This window comes from Polaribacter sp. Z022 (assembly GCF_023555495.1).
Classification (GTDB): Bacteria; Bacteroidota; Bacteroidia; order Flavobacteriales; family Flavobacteriaceae; genus Polaribacter.
The window spans coordinates 794,937-815,695 of record NZ_JALCZO010000001.1; the positions used below are offsets into that span (position 1 = coordinate 794,937).

The window sequence follows — 20,759 nt, forward strand, 5'->3', positions numbered from 1 at the left end:
AATCTATTAATTATTGTTTAATTTTTAACAATTATATCGTGAAAAATATGTGTTAAAAATATATAACTTTTTAAAGTTAGCAGTTATAAAGTTGTAGTTTTCTATTAAGTTTGTAATAATGAAATATACTTTAGGAAAAGAAGAGCGTTTAAAGAGCAAAAAACTTATAGAAAAACTTTACAAAGGAAGAAACTCTGTAAAGACATTTCCTTTAAGGATGATTTTTTTGCAAACAGAACATACATCAGAATTTCCTGCTCAAGTTGGGTTTTCGGTTCCAAAAAGAAATTTTAAGTTAGCTGTAGATAGAAATCGCATTAAAAGATTAATGCGTGAAACCTATCGTTTACAAAAGGAAATTGTCTATGAAAATTTAGATAAATCATATATTTTTATGATTTCGTATATTGGGAAAGAAGAATGGACGTATGAAGAGCTATATTCTAAGATGGAAAAGCTTTTAACATTATTCATAAACGAAACAAAAAAAAATAAAAATGATAAAGCTTAATATTTCAAAAAAAACGATAATACTTCTTTTAGTTGGATTCGTTTTTTTATCGTTTTCATTTAAATCTAAATTTTTTGAAGTTGCCAAACAAATAGAAATTTATACTACATTATTTAAGGAATTAAATATGTATTATGTAGATGAAGTAAATCCTGCAGAACTTACTAATAAGGCAATAAAAAACACGCTAAAAGATTTAGACCCTTATACAAATTTTTATAATGAGCAAGATGTTGAAGATGCTAGAATTAGAAGAGAAGGTGAGTATGGAGGCATTGGAGTTTCTGTTTATTATTCTAAAAAAGGGATAGAAATTAATGAAATTTATAAAGGTTTTTCTGCAGATAAAGCAGACTTAAAAGCAGGAGATATTATTGTTTCTGTAGATGGGCAATCTGTTAAAAACATGGAAAGAGACCAACTTTCTATGTATTTAAAAGGTACACCAAATAGTAAATTTTCTGTTGAAATTGAAAGACAAGGTAAGATTATTAAAAAAGAAATAATTAGAGATAAAGTAATTGTTAACCCTGTTCCATTTGCTAAAATGATAGATCAAGAAACAGGTTATATAATTCTTACTCGTTTTAATAATAAAGCATCATCTGAAGTAAAAAAGGCTTTTAGAAAGTTGAAGAAAGAGGGAATGAAAAAGTTAGTTTTTGACTTACGTTCTAACCCTGGAGGTTCTTTGCTAGAGTCTATAAGAATATCTAACTTTTTTCTTCCAAAAGGAAAAAAAATAGTAAGTACAAAGGCTAAAGTTAAAAAATGGAGTAATACATACAAAACTACAAATGAACCTTTAGATTTAGAAATACCTATTGTTGTTTTAATTAACGGAAGTTCTGCTTCTGCTTCAGAAATTGTTAGTGGTTCATTACAAGATTATGATAGAGCTGTAATTATGGGACAACGTTCTTTTGGTAAAGGACTTGTGCAACGTTATAGAGAGTTAACTTATGGAACTCAATTAAAAGTAACAATTTCTAAATATTACACACCAAGTGGAAGATGTATACAAGAATTAGATTATGCCAATAGAGATAAAGATGGTAAGGTTCCTAAGTTTTCTGATAAAGGAATAAACGAATTTAAAACAGCAAATGGAAGAACAGTTTATGATGGAGGAGGAGTTTTACCAGATGTAATAATTAAAACATCAGAAAGAACAGAAGCCACAAAAAAGTTATTAAAATCTAGAGCAATATTTAATTTTTCTACCAATTATTTTTATCAAAATAAAAATATTAAAAGTGTAGATGATTTTGATTTTAAAGACTCAGAATTTAAAAAGTTTACTACTTATTTAAAATCCGACACAACCTTTGTTACAAAGCAAGAATCTTTATTTAAAGAAGCTTACAAAGAGTCTGAGATTAAAAATATTACCAATGAGTATAATAAAATTAAAGAAAAATTAGTTGCTTATAAAATTGATGAAATTTCGAAAAATAAAGATATTTTAAAGAGAATTTTAAAAGAAGATATTCTAAAAAGATATTTTTATAAAGAAGGAGTTTATAACCATAATTTACAAAACGATTTGGTTATAAAACAAGCAGTTAAATTATTAAAAAATCAAGAAAATTATAAACAGATTTTATCTGTTAAATAATTTTATCTTTGAAGATTAAAATTTAGAATGATTAAAGCAAAAAAAATAGATAGAACAAGAGCTCAAGAATCTACAAATGCTATAGAAAAATTATACATTTCTATGCGTCATTTGTTTAGTAGAGGTTTTTACAAACCAATGGGTGTTTCTGGAGAAACTTTAAGAAAATCATTACTTTCTTTAAGACCAGAAATTTATGGTTCTATAGCAGAAGATAGAATAGAACTTAATGGGTTAATTTATGTTATAGAAAGGCTGCCTAAAGGAATTGAAGAATGTCAATTTATAAATTTAACTGCAGAAGAAGGTTATAGTGATTCTCATTTTGAAACAATAATTCCTCCTAAAAGAAGAAGAAATTGTTATAGAATAGATAAAGACCAAATGAATATAGAAATTACTCGTGGAAGATCTGAAATCTACGATATTCTTACACATTTAACTTTTTTATTTATTGAGTCTCATAAAATACAAGAAAGAGTAACTATAAATGAAGGGAAAGATTTTATTAGAGAATGGAAATATTTAGAAGATATTGTTATTTATAATAAAAAAATTACTGAACAAGAAAGAGAAGTTGCAATAGCTCATTTAGGAAATATTTTAGGAAGAACCTTTGATGAAGTTTTAAGTACACATAAATCTTTACAAGTAGAGGAGAATATAGATCGTTTTTTTCACTTAATTTATTGGTTAGGTAAGTTGGCTATAAATGAAGTATTAGAAAACAAAAAAAGGAAAATAACTTTTAGTTCGGTTTTAATTAAAGAAATTGGACACCATATTTATGGAGATGTTTGGGCTAATAATATTAAAAAGGTTTTAAAAGAAAACAAACTTTTAAATAGACCAATTCATATTATAAGCGCAAATATGCATAGTGTTTTAAACTCAATTTATGCAAAAAGTGCTTTACCAAAAGAAGCAGAAGAATTTGAAGGTTTTGAGTTGTATCAACTTTTAAGTAATGCAAATAGTAAACCTTTACAGAAGAGAGTAAAAGAGTATGCTTCTAAAAACGGTTTAATTTATATTAAAGACACTTCAGGTACAAATATTAATGTACAAGTTATTGATACAGATAAAATAGATTTTGAAAATTCACCTTTCCAAAAAGTAAACTCTTTAGATAAAAACCCGGTTATAATTGTAATGGATTATGCTTTTGGAGAGCAAGCATATGAAACTATGGATGAACTTTTAAAACCTTATAAAAACAACAAAAAGAAAAATCATTTAGTTGTTAAATCTATATCTATAATGGGTAAAGCAGGTATTTTAGAAGGAGGTAAAGGAGATATTATGATTCCTTCTGCACATATTTTTGAAGGTACTGCAGACAATTATCCTTTTAAAAATGAGTTATCTAAAGAAGATTTAGAAGGTTTTGGAGTAGAAGTGTTTGATGGTTCTATGATTTCAGTACTTGGAACATCATTACAAAATAAAGACTTATTGAAGTTTTTTCATGATTCTACATGGAATGTCATTGGTTTAGAAATGGAAGGAGCTCATTATCAAAAAGCAATTCAATCTGCATCTAAAATAAGAGGTAATATCTCTAAAAAAGTAAAAGTTAGATATGCTTATTATGCTTCAGACAATCCTTTAGAAACAGGAGCAACATTAGCATCTGGAGGATTAGGAATGACAGGTGTAACTCCAACATATGCTATTACCCAAAAAATATTAGAACAAATTTTTTAACCAAACTAAAAAAATGTCAACAAATCAACATAATAACGAAGAAGAAGTAGATTTAGGATCTTTATTTGTAATAATAGGAAAAGGTTTTACTAAGTTTTTTAATTTTATAGGAAATATTTTTAAAGGTATTTTTCATTTTTTTATTCTTATTCTTCTTTTTATAAAAAAGAATATAATTAAAATAGCAATTGCTACTATTATAGGAGGTGTAATAGGAATTTTTCTAGAAGTTAAAAAAACAGATACCTTTAAGTCTGAATTATTATTAGAACCTAATTTTAAGAGTGCTAGTCAATTATACGAAAATATTAATTATTACAATAATTTAGTTAAACAAAAGGATACATTAGGGTTAGAGAAAACTTTTAAGCTAGATAAAGAATCTGCAGCAAGTCTTAAAAGTTTTGAAATTGAACCTATTGTTACAGAAAATGATATAATTAATTCTTATAATAGATTTGTATTAGCTGTAGATACAACAACTGTAAAGAGTTATGCTTACGAAGATTTTAAAGCTTCATTTGACGATCTAGATTATAGAGTTCATAAAGTTACTGTAACATCTAATAAAAATGATATTTTTAATAAATTGGATGATGTAATAATAGGCTCAGTAGTTAAAAACAAGTATTTCAATAAACTTAAAAATCTTACCAATAAAAATTTAAATAGATCCGATTCTTTGTATCAACAAAATTTAACACAGATAGATTCTTTAAGAAAGGTTTATATGTCTGTAATGATAGAAGAAGCTAAAAAACAAACTAATGGTACTAGTATTGATTTAGGTGGGGAAAAAAGAACTACAAAAGAATTAGAATTATTTGAGACAAACAGAAAAATAAATGCAGATTTAAAAAATATTACTACTGAAAAAGCAACTAAATATGAAGTAATTAATGTGCTTTCAAATTTTCAACCTATAGGAACAGAAATAAAAGGAGTAACAAAAAATTATACATTCTTGTTATCAATTTTAGGAGCAGTATTAATGATAATATTTTTACTGTTAAAAGAATTAAATACTTATTTAAATAAGTATAAAAAGTAATAATTTATTAAATCTATAATGATAGTAAAAGAAACAAAATTAAAAGGGTGTTTTGTAATTGAACCTACTTTTTTTAAAGATAATAGAGGTTGCTTTTTATTAGAGTATAATAAAAAAGAGTTTCAAGAAAAAACAGGTTTTACAGGTGATTTTGTACTTGGAAACCAATCAACATCAGAATATGGAGTTGTTAGAGGTTTGCATTTGCAAAAAGGTGAATTTTCACAAGCTAAATTAGTAAGGGTAGTAAAAGGAAAAATTTTAGACGTAGCAGTTGATGCACGAAAAAATTCTAATACATATGGAAAAGTTTTTTCTGTGGAATTATCTGCAGAAAATAATAAACAGCTATTTGTGCCTAGAGGTTTTTTACATGGTTTTTCTGTTTTAGAAGATGATACTATTGTGTCTTATAAATGTGATAATTATTATAATTTTGAATCAGAAGATGGTGTTATTTATAACGATAAAGACTTAAATGTTGATTGGAAAATACCTCAAGAAAAAATTATTTTATCTGAAAAAGATACTAAGTTAAAAAGTTTTAAATTGTTTTAGAAAATTGAATTTAATTTTTAATAATATTCTAATTAGATAATAATAGGATTGAAAAAAATATGAAAAAAAAAATTTTGATAGTGTTCGGCACAAGACCTGAAGCTATAAAAATGGCTCCCTTAGTTAAAGAGTTTAAGGCTAATTCAGAAAGTTTTGAAACAAAAGTATGTATAACTGCTCAACATAGAGAAATGCTAGATCAAGTATTACATTTTTTTGAAATTGAGCCTGATTATGATTTAGATTTGATGAAACCAAATCAAAATTTACATTCTTTAACAGCAGATATTTTAACTAATTTAAAACCAATATTAGATGGTTTTAAACCTGATTTTATTTTTGTTCATGGAGACACTTCAACTGCAATGGCTTCTAGTGTTGCTGGTTTTTATTCGGGTGTAAGGGTTTGTCATGTAGAAGCAGGTTTAAGAACGTTTAATTTAAAATCCCCTTTTCCAGAAGAAATGAATAGGTCTGTAATTGGTGTAGTATCAGATATTCATTTTGCGCCTACAATTGTTGCTCAACAAAATTTGATTAAAGAAAATAAGAAAAAAGAAAGTATTATTATTACTGGAAATACTGTAATTGACGCTTTGTTATATAGTGTAGATAAAGTAAACTCAAATTTCAAAGATAAAGAAATTGAAAATTTGAAGAGCATTATTGATCAAAATAAAAGAATAGTTTTAGTTACTGGTCATAGAAGAGAAAATCATGGTGCTGGTTTTATAAATATATGTAAAGCATTAAAGAGAATTGCAGAAAACAATACGGATTGTGATATTATTTATCCAGTGCATTTAAATCCTAATGTTCAAAAGCCTGTTTATAATCTTTTAAAAGGTATTAAGAATATAAAACTTCTTACCCCTCTTTCATATCCAGCTTTTGTTTGGTTAATGGAAAAATCATATTTAATAATTACTGATAGTGGTGGTATTCAAGAGGAAGCTCCAAGCTTAGGGAAACCAGTTTTAGTAATGAGAGATACTACAGAAAGACCAGAAGCTGTAAAATCTGGTACAGTAGTTTTGGTTGGAGCAAATACTAATAAAATAGTGGAAGAAACAAATAAACTACTTAATGATAAAGAAGCATATAATTCAATGAGTTTGTTACATAACCCTTATGGAGATGGAGATTCTTCAGAGAAAATTGTAAATCATATTTTAAGTATTTGTTAAAATATATATGAATAAAATTATTAAAGGTTTTGGATGGAATTTTATAGCACAAGCTTATAAAGTTTTATTTTCTTCCCTAATCTTAGTTGTTTTAGCTAGATTAATTGATGTTGAAGATTTTGGTATTATTGGAATGGCAACTGTTTTTGTGTTGTTTTTCAATACAATACAAAATATTGGATTTGATAGTTCAATAATTTATTCTAAAACCTTTAAAGAGAATCATTTATTTTCTTTACTAATATTAAATGTAACGATTGGAGTTTTTATATGCTTAATTGGTTACTTTTTATCACCTTTTCTATCTTCTTTTTATCGTAATGAAGAAGTCGAAATTATCTTTAGATCACTTGTGTTAACAGTTTTTCTATCTAGTTTTGGGATCGTTTCTAAAGGGTATTTACAAAAAAAATTGAATTTTAAAAAATTAGCTATTGTAGAAATTGTAGCTATCTCTTTTGCTGGTGTGATATCAATTTTTTTAGCATTAAAGGACTATGGTTATTGGTCTTTAGTAGTACAACAGCTAGTAACAGTAGGTTTAACTTCATTTGGTTTTTTAATTGTAACTTTTAAAAGTATTTTTAAAGAGAGTTTTTTTTCTTTTCTAATAATAAAAGAACATTTAAAATTTGGGTATAATGTATTTATATTTAATGTTATAAATTTCTTTGCTCAGCAATTAGATGTTTTGCTAATTGGTAAATTACTTGGAGAAAAACAAGTAGGAATCTACTTATTGGCATTTAATTTAATTATTAAACCAATATCTTTATTAATACAAATTTTTAATAAAACTATTTATCCAGTTCTAACAAAAATTAAATCAACGTACGTAAGAAAAAGTTATATAAATTTCACTTATTCTTTTTTCTTTTTCTTAACCCCAATGATTATTTTATTAGTTTCTATTAGCCAGATTTTAATACCTGAATTATTAACTAATAAATGGATTGAAACTTTACCTCTTATTCTAGTTTTTGGTTATCAATGTATAAGGATGATAATTGCTTCTCCATCAGGGTTACTTTTTTTAATTACTGGAAATCCAAATAAACAATGGAAATATGCAGTGTTTATTTCTATTCCACTAAGGTTTATTGGGGTTTTACTTGGTTATTATTTCTTTAGAACAGCAATAGGAGTTGCAATAGGTGTAAATTTCTTTGCAACAATAGAAATGTTTGCTGGGTTTTATATTACATTTAAATTAATAGATTTAAAAATATCTAACTATTTTGAATGTTTTAGAATCTTTTTTTTATCTTTATTTATACTGGTTTTACTATTACTTATTATTAATTATTTTATTACCTTAATATGGTTTTCTTTGGCATTACAAATTATTACATTTATACTATTTGTAATATTTAAAAAAAATGAAATAATATTAAATATAAAAAAAATCAAAGAAATTATATGAGAAAAATAGGAATAGTAACTACTTGGTTTGAACGAGGAGCTGCTTATGTCTCTAAACAATTTAAAGAAATTTGGGAAGAAGAAAATGAAGTGTTTATTTATGCTAGAGGAGGTGAAGATGTTGCTCTAAACGATCCTAAATGGCAATGTAAAAATATTACTTATGGTAAAAGGTATTCTTATACAAGAATAGATAAAATTGAAATTAAACATTTCGAAAATTGGATTAAAACTAATAATTTAGATATAGTTTTTTTTAATGAACAGCACATATGGGACCCAGTTCTATTATGTAAGAATTTGGGAGTAATAACTGGTTCTTATATAGATTATTATACAAGTAAAACAGTACCATTATTTGGTATTTATGATTTTTTAATTTGCAATACTAAAAGACATTACAGTGTTTTTAAATGGCACCCACAAGTTTTTCATATTCCTTGGGGTACGGATCATAGTATTTTTAATAACTCCCAAAAAAAAGAAACCAAACTAAATGAAATAGTGTTTTTTCACTCTGCAGGTATGAATCCTTATAGAAAAGGAACTGATTTTTTAATAAAAGCATTTAATCAAATAGAAAACAATTCATCAAAATTAATAATTCATACTCAGGCTAATATTTTTAACTTTTTCCCAAAATTAAAAAGTACTTGTGATAATTTAATAAAGAGTAATAAGTTAGAAATAATAAAAAAAACAGTTTCTGCTCCAGGGTTGTATCATAAAGGTGATGTTTACGTTTATCCAACAAGGTTAGAAGGTATAGGTTTATCAATAGCTGAGGCTGGTAGTTGTGGCATGCCAGTAATAACTACAAATGAAGCTCCTATGAACGAATTTATTATTGATGGTGAAAATGGAAGCTTAATAGATGTTTCTATTAGAAAACAAAGAAAAGATGATTATTATTGGAAAGAAAGTTATGTTAATGTAGAGCACTTAACTTTTTTATTACAAGACTATATTACAAATTCTTTAAATTTAGATGAAAGAAAAAATAAGGCAATAAATCATTCATTAAAAAATTTTAATTGGTCTCATAACGCAAAAGAAATATTACCAATTGTTAGAAAAGTTGTAAAAATTAAATTTGACAAAGAACTTTACAATAAAATATTTACTTATGAACAATCTAGAGGTTTAAAGTTTTATGTAAGTAATTTGGTGATTTATGATAAATTTAAAAGAATTATTAAAAGCTATTTTATAAAGTAATTTTTTTTTGCATGAAAATTTCAATTATAAATACATTATATCCACCTTATACTATTGGAGGAGCTGAAAAATCTGTACAAGCTTTAGCAGAAAATTTTTTGTTATTAGGTCATGAAGTTTCTGTAATTACATTAGGTGAAAAGACATCTGTAAAGGAGATTAATAATGTGTCTGTAAATACATTAAAAATAGAAAATATTTATTTCCCGTTTAAAGAAGGTGCAAAAAGTACAACTCAAAAAATAATTTGGCACACTAATGATGTGAATAACAAAAAATATGATAAAAATATTACTGCTATTTTAAAATCATTTAACCCAGATGTTCTTTTTACAAATAATATAAGTGGTTTTTCTACAAGAGTTTGGAAAATTGCACGAAAAATGAATATTAAAACTATTCATACCTTAAGGGATTATTATTTACAATGCCCAAAAACAACTAAATTTAAAAATAAAAAAAATTGCGACAAACTTTGTTTTGATTGTAAGTTGTTATCAATAAGAAAAAAGGAAGACTCTCATAATGTAGATTTTTTGATAGGAATAAGTAATTTTATTTTAAAAGATCATATTTGTAATGGTTATTTTAAAAATGTGCCTAATAAAGTAATTTATAACGGTTTTGATTCAAATGTATTTAAAGATAAAAGCCCAAAAAATACTATTGTATTTGGTTATATTGGACAAATTAATAAGTCTAAAGGAGTAGAGTTGTTGCTTAAAAGCTTTTTAAAATTAAATAAATATAAATGGAAACTTTTGATTGCAGGAAATATAGACCAAGATTATTTAAATTATTTAAAAACAATTAACAATTCTAATAATATTGAATTTTTGGGCTACGTAAAGAGTGATTTATTTTATGATAAAATAAATGTTTTAGTTGTTCCTTCCTTATGGAATGAACCATTTGGAAGAGTAGTATTAGAATCTATAATTAATAATAAACCTGTATTAGGTAGTAATAAAGGCGGTATTTCAGAGCTTTTATCAAATAACAAAGATTTTCTTTTTTGCCCAAATGAAAACGAACTAGCAAATTTGCTAAAAAAAACTATTTTAAATACTAGTTTTTTAAGTCTCTTTAAGTTCGATGAAAGTTTTATTGAAAATTTTATGTTAAAAAATACAGTAAAGCAATATTTAGATGTTTTCAATGAAGTTATAAAAAATAATTAATGAAAATAAAATTAAATAAGCTTTTTTTCTCGGCTATTATTTTATCAATAATATCAACTCAAGGGGTCTTAACTTTTATAATATTTAAGTCAATGGGTAATTGGGAGTTAAAAAAACTTATACACCCTTTATCATTTGTTATAGTTTGTTTTCTTTTTATGTTTAAAAAGATTAAAAAAGTTACAGTTACAATTGTAGATCTCTTATTTATAATATATTTTCTTTTACTATTTGTACTATTATTATTTAATAGTAATAGTTTTCAATCATTATACATTTCGTTTAGAGAGGTTTATTTTTTGTTTATCCTAATTTTTATTTATGAAAAAGTAGAATTGGATGAAAGTAAATGGTTTAAACTAGTTAATTTTCTTTTTTATTTATTGGTACTTAATATTTTATTTATTGGACTAACGTATATTTTAGGTCCAGAAAAATATATGAAATTAATAACAGGTCGTTATAATTGGGGAATTGATCCTGAATATAAATTTCAAATTACAAATTTTTCTAAATTTTGGAGGTCTCCAGCCCTAATTGGAAACTCAGCTTCTGTAGGTTTTTTTAGTGTATTAACGTATTTTTTAATGGATCAAAATAAAAGATTTAAGAAAAAAAAATATTTAACGTTAATACCTTTAGTGTTTTCATTTGTTAGAAGTGCATATTTAATTTTTATTATTTATGAAATTTTAAAGTTTTTCACAAAGAAAAAAAATTTAAAAAAATTAATTTTAGTATTTAAAATAGGGATTCCTTTAACATTGTTAACTTTATTTTTTTTAGCTAAAAGTAATGTATTATCAATGACATCATTATATGAAAGAGTACGTCTTTGGAGTACTAAAACAATTGTTGATTATAATGTTTTTTTTGGTGGAGCTATTGGTAATGTAGGAGGAGGAGCAAGAGGTCAAGGGTTTATCGAAACTCTTGATAGTTATTGGCTTTTTCTTCTATTTTCTTCAGGGTTATTAGGAATATTACTAGTTATGGCTTTTTTATATCTAAAAGCAAAAAATAATAATAAATTTATATTTATATTAATAGCTTTCTTTTTATGTGGTTTTGTAGTAAATCTTAGTCAGAGTATTGTGTTTATAACTATATTCCCATTACTTTTTTTAAGAATAAAGAAAAGTGAATTAACAACCGAATTATAAATATGAAATCAACTTTTTTATATAAAAGTTTTCTTAGCTTAACATTTCTTTTAGTAACTTTTCCTATTCTTACATTTGGAACACGTAGTGTGGTAACTATAGTTTGGAGTTTTATTGGTATTTTCTTTTTTTTTAAAGAAAATACATCAAAAATTAAATTGAAAAAAGAAATATGGTTGATTTTAATACCATATTTTTTTCTAATAATTTCCTTAATTAATTCTATAAACTTTACAGAAGGTTTGCAATATTTAATTAAAATGCTCTCTTTTGTAATAATACCAATTCCATTTTTTTTAAATAGAAATATTTTCGGTAATCAAATCCTACACAGGATTTTTTATGTTTTTTCTTTTTCTATTGTCCTTTTTGTATTTTATCACATAATAGTTGTTTTTTTAAATCAAGATTTTCTCTTACAAAAGTTAACAGATTTAGAAATTAAAAACAATGGGTTTACATCAATTAGAGAAATTTCTGAAGAAGTTATTTCAAAAATAAAATTACGAAGGTTTAGAAACTATGTAATAACAATTTCAAATACTCATACTACTTATCAAGGGTTATGGATTTCTTTTGCAGTATTGTTTTTTTGTATAGAGTTCTATAAGAAAAAGAAAAAACCAATTAGAATAATTTTGTTTTTTTTAATACTTGTTTTAATAGGTTGGTTGCTTCTTATTTCTACAAGAATGCCATTATTTTCTCTATTAATTTCTAGTATTATAACCATTGTAATTTTTGGTAAAATTCCCAAAAAGAAGTTAATATATATTGGACTATTAGGATTAATAATATGCAGTGTAATTTTTTCATTTAAAAACCCGGTTTCTATAAGAGTAAAAGAATATTATAAAACAGGTTTAAATGTTTTAAATGTGAATTCAAAAAAATATGAATATAATTCTTCTAATGTTAGAAATGGTATTTATTATTGTTCTTTAAAATTAGTTAAAAATAATTTTATTTTTGGAGTTGGAATTGGTGATGTGCAAGATGAATTAAATAATTGTTATTCTGATAATATCTCCTCAAATATTTATACATGGAGAGATTATAATACACATAATCAATATCTTTTTTTCTTTGTTACAAGTGGAGTATTTGGATTTTTGTTTTTTTTATTGTTTCTCTATTATTTGATTAATAAATCTTATAAGCAGAAAAATTTTATTTATTTTTACTTTATAATTTCTGTTAGTTTAATGTTTTTAACAGAGAATATTTTAGAGAGATCAGATGGAGTAATATTTTTTTCTTTTTTTAATTCAATTTTCCTTTTTAACAATTTTAAAAGAAGAGTTTATTTATGATTATAGTTAATTCGAGATTTTTAACTCAAAAAATTACAGGAGTACAAAGATTTGCTATAGAAATTTGTAAAGAATTAAAAAATTCTAATTTAGAATTTGAATTTGTAACACCTAAGAATATTATCCATAATAATTTAGCTGATTTTTTAGAAGTGAAAAAAATTGGCAAACTTCAAGGTCATTTATGGGAACAAATTACATTACAATTATATGTTTTAAGAAAAAAAGCATTGTTAATTTCATTCTGTAATACAGCTCCAGTTTTTATCAGAAATCAAATAGTAACAATTCACGATTTAAGTTTTAGAAAGTATCCACAATGGAACTCTAAAGCGTTTTCGTTAGTTTATAATAATCTGATTCCCTTTTTAGCAAAAAAAGCAATGCATATTTTAACCGTTAGCAATACATCTAAGCAAGAGCTAGTAAATGAGCTAAATATTTCGGAAGAAAAAATTAGTGTTGTATATAATGCCGTAAGTTCAATATTTAAAGATCAATTAGATATTAATAATAATAGAGAAAAAGAAAATTATATTTTAACTGTTTCCTCATTTCATCCTAGAAAAAATTTAAAAAGATTAATAGATGCTTTCCTTAAAATTTCAAATTCAAATATAAAACTTTATATTGTAGGTAATTTTGATAAAAATTTTACTGATGAAGGATTTGATAAGAACGTATTAAGCTCTAGAATTAAAATATTAACAAATATTACAGATAAAGAATTAAAAACTTATTACAATAGTGCAAAACTATTTGTTTATCCAAGTATATATGAAGGGTTTGGTATCCCAATAATAGAAGCGATGAGTTGTGGTATTCCTGTATGTGTATCAGATATCAGTGTTTTTAGAGAAGTTTGTGGGAATAATGCTACTTTTTTTAATCCTTTTGATATTGAAGATATTAAAGATAAAATTATTTTGTCTTTAAAGAGAACAAAAAGTGATTTAAAAAGTACAGAAAAATATAGCTGGAATACTTCAGCTAGAAAAATAAATGAAATTATTTTAAAATTAAATTAATGAAAATTGCATTGGTTCACGACTGGTTCTATACAAATGGAGGAGCAGAAAAGGTAGTTCATTCAATTAGCAATATATGGGATGATTTAGATTATTATTCCTTAATAGACTTTTTAAACAAAAAAGATCGAGAGTTTATTGTTAAAGGAAAAAAGGTGAATACTAGTTTTATTCAGAGACTACCAACCGCAAAAAAAAATCATAGAAAATTTTTACAGTTCTTTCCAAAAGCAATTGAATCTTTTAATCTTAATAATTATGATTTAGTTATATCATCATCATCATCTATAGCTAAAGGAGTTTTAACAAACCAAAATCAATTACACATATGTTATTGCCATTCACCAATGAGATATGCTTGGAATTTATATCATGAATATTTAGAAGATAAAAAATTAAGAACTGGTTTAAAAGGTTGGTATGCAAAAAATGTCTTGTTTAATTTAAGAACTTGGGATTTTATTTCGAATAATAGGGTAGATCATTTTGTTGCGAATTCAAAGTATATAGCAGAGAGAATAAAAAAAATATATAATAGAGAAGCCACTGTTATCTACCCACCAGTAGATATAAATAGTTTTCAATTAGAAGCGAATAAAGAAAATTATTACGTAGCCGCTTCAAGATTGGTTTCCTACAAGAAGATTTTATTAATTGTTGAAGCTTTTAATAAAATGCCAAATAAAAAACTAAAAGTAATTGGTGATGGACCAGAAATGTCTAAAATAGTTAATACAGCAAATAATAATATAGAAATCTTAGGTAAAACTAGTCAAAAAGTAATGCTTAATGTTTTGCAAAAGGCAAGAGCTTTAGTTTTTGCAGCCGATGAAGATTTTGGAATTCTACCAGTAGAGGCACAAAGTTGTGGTACACCTGTTATAGCTTTTAATAAAGGTGGGTTAAGAGAAACCGTTATTGATAATGAAACCGGAGTGTTTTTTCAAAAACAATCTGCACCTGATATAATTGAAGCTGTGACTAAATTTGAAACAATGAAATTTGATCCTAAAATAATAAGGAAAAATGCAGAACGTTTTAGTAAAGAAAGGTTTGAAAAAGAGTTTAAAGAATTTGTACAACAAAAAGTAAAAGATTTTTAAATTGAGAAAAAGGTATTCAAAATACATAAAGCCCTTATCAATTATTTTTGATCTATTAATAATAAACTTAGTCGTATTTTTTATTTATGACAAAGAATTTTTAAATAGATATTTTCTAATTTATATTTCTTTGTTTTGGCTTATATCATCATTTTCTTTAGGGTATTACAAGACTTTTAGAAATACAAGATTATTTCAGATTTTTAGATTGTTAATAGTTCAAATGGTCATTTTTATACTTGGTTATTTTACTTATTTTGGTTTTTTTAGAGAAGGGGTAATTGTCAACAATCAAACTAAAATATTAACAACAATTATTGTACTGCTATTAAGCTTTAAACTTTTTATTTTTTATGCCATAAGAATATATCGGTCTAAAGGTAATAATTACAGAAAAGTTATTGTTTTAGGTAGTGATGCCTCTACAAAAAAAGTAATTCAGACATTAAATAAAGATAAAGGATTAGGATATAGGTATCTTGGTTTTTTTTCTGATAGTATAAAAAATAATAAGTTATACTTGGGTTCTATTAAATCGAGTTTTAGATATATTTTATCTAATGAAGTTGATGAAATATTTTGTTCTTTAAGTGAGTTGAAAGAATTAGAATTGAGAAAAATTATAAAATTTGCAAATAAAAATAACTTAATTTTAAAATTAATACCCAATCCTAAAGAGTTGTATAGTAAGGATTTAAATACTGAATATTTTGGAAACTCATTACCTATTTTAAATGTAAAAAAATTACCACTTGAAGTCTTCGAAAATAGGATGTTTAAAAGACTATTTGATATAATTTTTTCACTATTTATTTGTTTATTTATTTTTTCTTGGCTATTTCCTATTATAATATTAATTATTAGATTAGAATCTAGAGGAGCATCAATTTTTAAGCAAAAAAGAGAAGGTATTAATGGAGAAGAATTTGTTTGTTTTAAATTTAGATCGATGTATAAATCAAAGTTATTTGATTCTGGTCATACAAAGAAAAAAGATGCTAGAGTTACTAGAGTTGGATACTTTTTAAGAAAAACAAGTATAGATGAGTTTCCGCAATTTATAAATGTTCTTTTAGGGCAAATGAGTGTTGTAGGACCAAGACCACATATGAATGTTCATTCTTTAAAATTTGATAGAGAAGTTACTAATTATATGAAAAGAAAATCTGTAAAACCAGGTATTACAGGTTTAGCACAAATAAGTGGTTATAGAGGTGAGATACAAAAGAAATCAGATATTGAAAATAGAGTTCGTTTAGATGTTTTTTATATCGAAAATTGGTCCTTTTTATTAGATGTTAAAATTATAGTTAAAACCATTGTTAGTGTTTTTCTTGGAGAGGAGAAAGCTTATTAAATATGATGAAAGAAAAATTAGACATAACAGCATCTATTGTTCTTTATAATGAAAATTTAGAAGAGTTAAAAAAAACAATAAAATGTTTTTTAAATGTTCCGTTAAAGAAAAAGTTAATTTTAATAGACAACACTTCAAACACTTTGTTTAAGAATTCCTTTAAGCACCCAGATATTGAATATTTTGGAGTTGGAAAAAATATAGGTTTTGGTGCTGGTCATAATCTAAGTATTAATAAAATTAAAAATGCATCTAACTTTCATTTAATTTTAAATCCAGATGTTACTTTTAAAAAAGATATTATAAATAATTTAATATTAGAATTAGAGAGAAATAAAGAAGTTGCTATGATTGCACCTAAAGTATTATTTCCTAATGGTAATCATCAGTATTCATGTAGAAGGTATCCTTCAATTTCAGAATTGTTTGCAAGAAGGTTTTCTTTTTTAAAACCAGTATACAAGAAAACTATTTATAAAGGTCAATATAGAGATAGAGATTTAAATAAGGCGTTTTTTGTTGACTACATCACTGGTTGTTTTCACTTATATAGAACTAGTGATTTTGTGAGTTTAAAAGGTTTTGATGAGCGTTATTTTTTATACATGGAAGATGTAGATATTTGTAAAAAAATAGATTCTTTTGGAAAGAAAAAATTATACTTTCCTCAAGTAGAAATAACTCATGTATTAAAACAAGGTTCATCTAAAAGTTTTAGATTATTTTTTAGACATGCTACTTCCGCTTTTAAATATTTTTTAAAGTGGGGATTCTAATTCTCAAGAATATTTAAAATATATTTGCACTAACAACAACATAACAAACAATGAATGTACTTATTTTAGGTTCTGGTGGTAGAGAACACGCTTTTGCTTTAAAGTTACAAGAAAGCAATAAAATCAATCAACTTTTTGTAGCTCCTGGAAATGCAGGAACAGATAAAATAGCAACAAATATTAATATCAATCCAACAGATTTTAATGCTGTTAAAAAAACAGTGTTAGAGAACGATATTAAAATGGTTGTTGTAGGACCAGAAGCACCTTTAGTAGAAGGAGTTCATGATTTCTTTTTAGCGGATTCAGATTTAAAAAATATACCTGTAATTGGACCCAAAAAAGACGGTGCATTATTAGAAGGATCTAAAGATTTTTCTAAACAGTTTATGCTAAAACATGGTGTGCCAACAGCAAGATACCAATCGTTTACTAAAGATAATTTACAAGATGGTTTTGCTTTCTTAGAAACGTTAGAACCACCTTTTGTTTTAAAAGCAGATGGTTTAGCAGCAGGAAAAGGAGTTTTAATTTTAAACTCTTTAGAAGAAGCAAAAGCAGAATTAGAAGAAATGGTTTCTAATCAAAAATTTGGAGAAGCATCTGCAACAGTTGTTATCGAAGAGTTTTTAAAAGGGATTGAATTATCTGTTTTTGTTTTAACAGATGGTAAAAACTATAAAATTTTACCTTCAGCAAAAGATTATAAAAGAATTGGAGAAGGTGATGCAGGTTTAAATACTGGTGGAATGGGAGCCATATCTCCTGTGCCATTTGCAGATGAAGCTTTTTTAAATAAAGTTGAAGAATTGGTGGTTAAACCTACCATAAACGGATTGCAAAAAGACGGTATAGATTATCGTGGATTTATTTTTATTGGGTTAATGAACGATAATGGAAATCCTTCTGTTGTAGAATACAATGTAAGAATGGGAGATCCAGAAACAGAGGTTGTTTTACCAAGAATTGAATCTAATTTATTTGATTTGTTCGAAGGTGTAGCCAACCAAAATTTAAACGAAAAATCATTTTCTGTAACCAATAAAACTGCAACAACAGTTATGTTGGTTTCTGGTGGTTATCCTGAGGCTTATGAAAAAGGAAAAGAAATGACAGGCTTTAATGATGTTCAAGATTCTATCGTTTTTCATGCAGGAACAACTATTAAAGATGGTAAAGTAGTTACAAGCGGAGGTAGAGTTATGGCAGTAACTTCTTTTGGAAATACTATTGAAGAAGCTTTAGAAAAAAGTTATAAAAGCATAGACAAAATTCATTTCGATAAAATGAATTACAGAAAAGATATTGGTTTCGATTTAGTTTAGGCTTATTTTTATTTGGGCGTTTTAACAGGCTTTCGCTACTCGCTTTTTTGTTGAAAAAACAAAAAGAGCTCAAACACGCGCTCAATCCTTAACGCACAAGTTTACAATCTAAATTCTAATTCGAAAATTCAATTATTATTTAAAAATTTGGTAGCTTTAAACTGAAATAAAAATGAATACTACCAATAAAAAAATAATAATAGCACCTTTAAATTGGGGTTTGGGTCATGCAACACGTTGTGTGCCTATTATTAAAGCATTGATAGAAAATAGCTTTACACCAATAATTGCTTCAGATGGAAATGCTTTAGAGTTTTTAAGAAAAGAGTTTCCTAATTTAAAATATATAGAACTCCCAACTTATAATATTTCGTATCATAGAAATATAAAGTTGGGATTGTTTTTGCAATTTCCTAAAATTTTAAAAGCAGTTGAGGAAGAAAAGAAGGTAATCAATAAATTTATTAAACAAAATAAAGATGTTGTGGGTATCATTTCCGACAACAGATTTGGTGTAAGAAGCACTTTGGTTTCATCGGTTTATATAACACATCAAATAAATGTTTTATCTGGTAAAACAACGTTTTTAACTTCTTTTTTTCATCAAAAAATCATTAAAAAATTTGATGAATGTTGGATTCCTGATAATGAAAACTCTCAATTTTCTGGAAAACTATCATTAACTAATAAAAAAATAAATTCAAAATTTATAGGAGTTTTAAGTCGGTTTAAAAAAGAAGGTTTAGAACAAAAAATAGATGTTTTAGTTATTCTTTCTGGAGTAGAACCTAATAGAACAATTTTAGAAAAAAAGTTAATAAAAGAGTTTAAAAACGATGCTAGAAATATTGTTTTTGTATTAGGTAAAGTAGAGGTTGATCAAAAAAAATGGATCACTAATCATATTACTTTTTATAATTATTTGGTAAGTAATCAGCTTCAAGAAAAAATAAATTCGAGTAAAATAGTAATTTGTAGGTCTGGTTATTCTTCTATAATGGATTTAGCAGTTTTACAGAAAAAAGCTTTTTTTATTCCTACTAAAAATCAAACAGAACAAGAATATTTAGCTTTGTATTTATCAAATAAAAAAATAGCACCTTTTTGTAATATCAATAACTTTACAAAAGATAAATTGTTAGAATTAGAAAAATACACGGGTTTAAAAGTTAAAGAAAGTAAACTAAATTCTAATTTATTTAGCCTTTTCAAGCGTAAATGAAAATTCAGAACCTTCTCCGTATTTACTTTTTAACTGAATGGTTTCATTATGAGCTTCTACAATATGTTTTACAATAGATAAACCTAAGCCAGAACCTCCTTGTTCTCTAGATCTACTTTGGTCTACTCTGTAAAATCTTTCAAAAAGTCTAGACAAATGTTGTTGTTGTATACCTTCACCATCATCAGTAACTTTAATTAAGTATTTACCATTATAATTCTCTATTGCAACAGTTGTATAACCATTTGGCTTTCCGTATTTAATAGAGTTTACAACTAGGTTAATTAAAACTTGTTCAATTTTTTCTACATCTCCTTTTACATAAATAGAAGATTTGTATGTTTTATCTAATTTTAGTGTAATATTTCTTTTTTTGGCTTTCATTTCTAGCAAGTCAAAAACGTTTTGCACTAATTCTAAAAGATTAAAAACTTTTATATCAAGCTTCATTCCGTCATTTTCTAATTTAGAAATCATATCTAAATCTTTAATAACTGCAACTAATCTTTCTACACCTTTGTTAGCTCTTTCTAAATATTTAGTTCTTATTTGTTTGTCGTTTACAGCACCTTCTATTAAGGTTAATATGTAACCTTGTACAGTAAATAAAGGAGTTTTAAGTTCGTGAGCAACATTTCCTAAAAAATCTCTTCTAAAAGAATCTCTTTCTGTTAAGCTTTTTATTTCTAAACTTTTACCTTCTACATATTTTTGCATGCTCTTAGAAAGTTGCTCAATATCTGTAGTAGTAGAATCTTTTCGTAAATCATTAACATCTAGTATAGAAACATCTTCATAAATTTTTATGAGTCTTCTATAAATAAAGTGTTCTGTTCTATATTGAATTATTAAAAATGAAATAATAAAGAAAAAAGCAAAAGATAAAATTACAGTTGTAATTCCTAAATGTTTAACTACAATAAAGTAAGCTAAGGTTGCAATTATGGCAGATAGTATTGTTAAATATAAAGCAGACCAAAGAGCATAAGAATATGTTTTTTTTATTTTCATTAAGAAAA

Annotated in this window: 18 protein-coding genes; 17 read left to right on the forward strand and 1 reads right to left on the reverse strand. The window is 25.3% G+C overall.

Features of this window, described 5'->3' with window-relative positions; genetic code table 11:
* Positions 1-118: 118 nt before the first annotated feature.
* From rnpA to MPF13_RS03485, 17 genes are all read left to right on the forward strand, one after another.
* Positions 119-511, forward strand: coding sequence for a ribonuclease P protein component (gene rnpA, locus MPF13_RS03405; protein WP_249980911.1), 393 nt, complete (start codon positions 119-121; stop codon positions 509-511).
* The gene (locus MPF13_RS03410) at positions 498-2,129 is read left to right on the forward strand and encodes a S41 family peptidase (RefSeq protein ID WP_249980912.1); all 1,632 of its coding nucleotides are present in this window, start codon (positions 498-500) and stop codon (positions 2,127-2,129) included. Before rnpA ends, MPF13_RS03410 begins: the two co-directional genes overlap by 14 nt.
* 27 nt (positions 2,130-2,156) lie before the next feature.
* Positions 2,157-3,836: a DUF6909 family protein gene (locus MPF13_RS03415; protein WP_249980913.1), complete on the forward strand. Its 1,680-nt coding sequence runs from the start codon at positions 2,157-2,159 to the stop codon at positions 3,834-3,836.
* A 13-nt stretch (positions 3,837-3,849) separates the two neighbouring features.
* Entirely contained in the window at positions 3,850-4,887 is a 1,038-nt protein-coding gene (locus MPF13_RS03420; RefSeq protein WP_249980914.1) for a hypothetical protein, read from the forward strand.
* Positions 4,888-4,905: 18 nt separating this feature from the next.
* On the forward strand, positions 4,906-5,445 hold the full coding sequence (gene rfbC, locus MPF13_RS03425) for a dTDP-4-dehydrorhamnose 3,5-epimerase (RefSeq protein WP_249980915.1): 540 nt from the start codon (positions 4,906-4,908) through the stop codon (positions 5,443-5,445).
* Between the two features lie 59 nt (positions 5,446-5,504).
* A complete protein-coding gene (wecB, locus tag MPF13_RS03430; RefSeq protein ID WP_249980916.1) occupies positions 5,505-6,632 on the forward strand; it encodes a non-hydrolyzing UDP-N-acetylglucosamine 2-epimerase in 1,128 nt (375 codons plus the stop codon).
* Between the two features lie 7 nt (positions 6,633-6,639).
* Positions 6,640-8,055: a lipopolysaccharide biosynthesis protein gene (locus MPF13_RS03435; protein ID WP_249980917.1), complete on the forward strand. Its 1,416-nt coding sequence runs from the start codon at positions 6,640-6,642 to the stop codon at positions 8,053-8,055.
* Positions 8,052-9,272, forward strand: a complete 1,221-nt coding sequence (locus tag MPF13_RS03440) for a glycosyltransferase family 4 protein (RefSeq protein WP_249980918.1) — start codon at positions 8,052-8,054, stop codon at positions 9,270-9,272. Before MPF13_RS03435 ends, MPF13_RS03440 begins: the two co-directional genes overlap by 4 nt.
* Positions 9,273-9,283: 11 nt before the next feature.
* The gene (locus MPF13_RS03445; RefSeq protein WP_249980919.1) at positions 9,284-10,453 is read left to right on the forward strand and encodes a glycosyltransferase family 4 protein; all 1,170 of its coding nucleotides are present in this window, start codon (positions 9,284-9,286) and stop codon (positions 10,451-10,453) included.
* Positions 10,454-10,893: 440 nt separating this feature from the next.
* Positions 10,894-11,616 (forward strand): hypothetical protein, encoded by a 723-nt coding sequence (locus MPF13_RS03450; RefSeq protein ID WP_249980920.1) that lies wholly within the window; start codon positions 10,894-10,896, stop codon positions 11,614-11,616.
* 2 nt (positions 11,617-11,618) lie between these two features.
* Entirely contained in the window at positions 11,619-12,929 is a 1,311-nt protein-coding gene (locus MPF13_RS03455; RefSeq protein ID WP_249980921.1) for an O-antigen ligase family protein, read from the forward strand.
* A complete protein-coding gene (locus MPF13_RS03460; RefSeq protein WP_249980922.1) occupies positions 12,926-13,957 on the forward strand; it encodes a glycosyltransferase family 4 protein in 1,032 nt (343 codons plus the stop codon). Before MPF13_RS03455 ends, MPF13_RS03460 begins: the two co-directional genes overlap by 4 nt.
* Complete coding sequence (locus tag MPF13_RS03465) at positions 13,957-15,060, forward strand: glycosyltransferase (RefSeq protein WP_249980923.1); 1,104 nt, start codon at positions 13,957-13,959, stop codon at positions 15,058-15,060. The genes MPF13_RS03460 and MPF13_RS03465 overlap by 1 nt, the downstream gene beginning before the upstream one ends.
* Before the next feature lies 1 nt (position 15,061).
* The gene (locus tag MPF13_RS03470; protein ID WP_249980924.1) at positions 15,062-16,417 is read left to right on the forward strand and encodes an exopolysaccharide biosynthesis polyprenyl glycosylphosphotransferase; all 1,356 of its coding nucleotides are present in this window, start codon (positions 15,062-15,064) and stop codon (positions 16,415-16,417) included.
* A gap of 2 nt (positions 16,418-16,419) precedes the next feature.
* Complete coding sequence (locus MPF13_RS03475; RefSeq protein ID WP_249980925.1) at positions 16,420-17,193, forward strand: glycosyltransferase family protein; 774 nt, start codon at positions 16,420-16,422, stop codon at positions 17,191-17,193.
* Positions 17,194-17,243: 50 nt separating this feature from the next.
* On the forward strand, positions 17,244-18,518 hold the full coding sequence (purD, locus tag MPF13_RS03480) for a phosphoribosylamine--glycine ligase (RefSeq protein WP_249980926.1): 1,275 nt from the start codon (positions 17,244-17,246) through the stop codon (positions 18,516-18,518).
* A 172-nt stretch (positions 18,519-18,690) separates the two neighbouring features.
* Positions 18,691-19,740: a glycosyltransferase gene (locus MPF13_RS03485; RefSeq protein WP_249980927.1), complete on the forward strand. Its 1,050-nt coding sequence runs from the start codon at positions 18,691-18,693 to the stop codon at positions 19,738-19,740.
* Here MPF13_RS03485 and MPF13_RS03490 read toward each other — a convergent pair.
* Positions 19,714-20,751 carry a sensor histidine kinase gene (locus tag MPF13_RS03490; protein WP_249980928.1) on the reverse strand — a complete coding sequence of 346 codons (1,038 nt, stop codon included), beginning with the start codon at positions 20,749-20,751 and terminating at the stop codon, positions 19,714-19,716. The genes MPF13_RS03485 and MPF13_RS03490 overlap by 27 nt on opposite strands.
* Positions 20,752-20,759 lie beyond the last annotated feature (8 nt).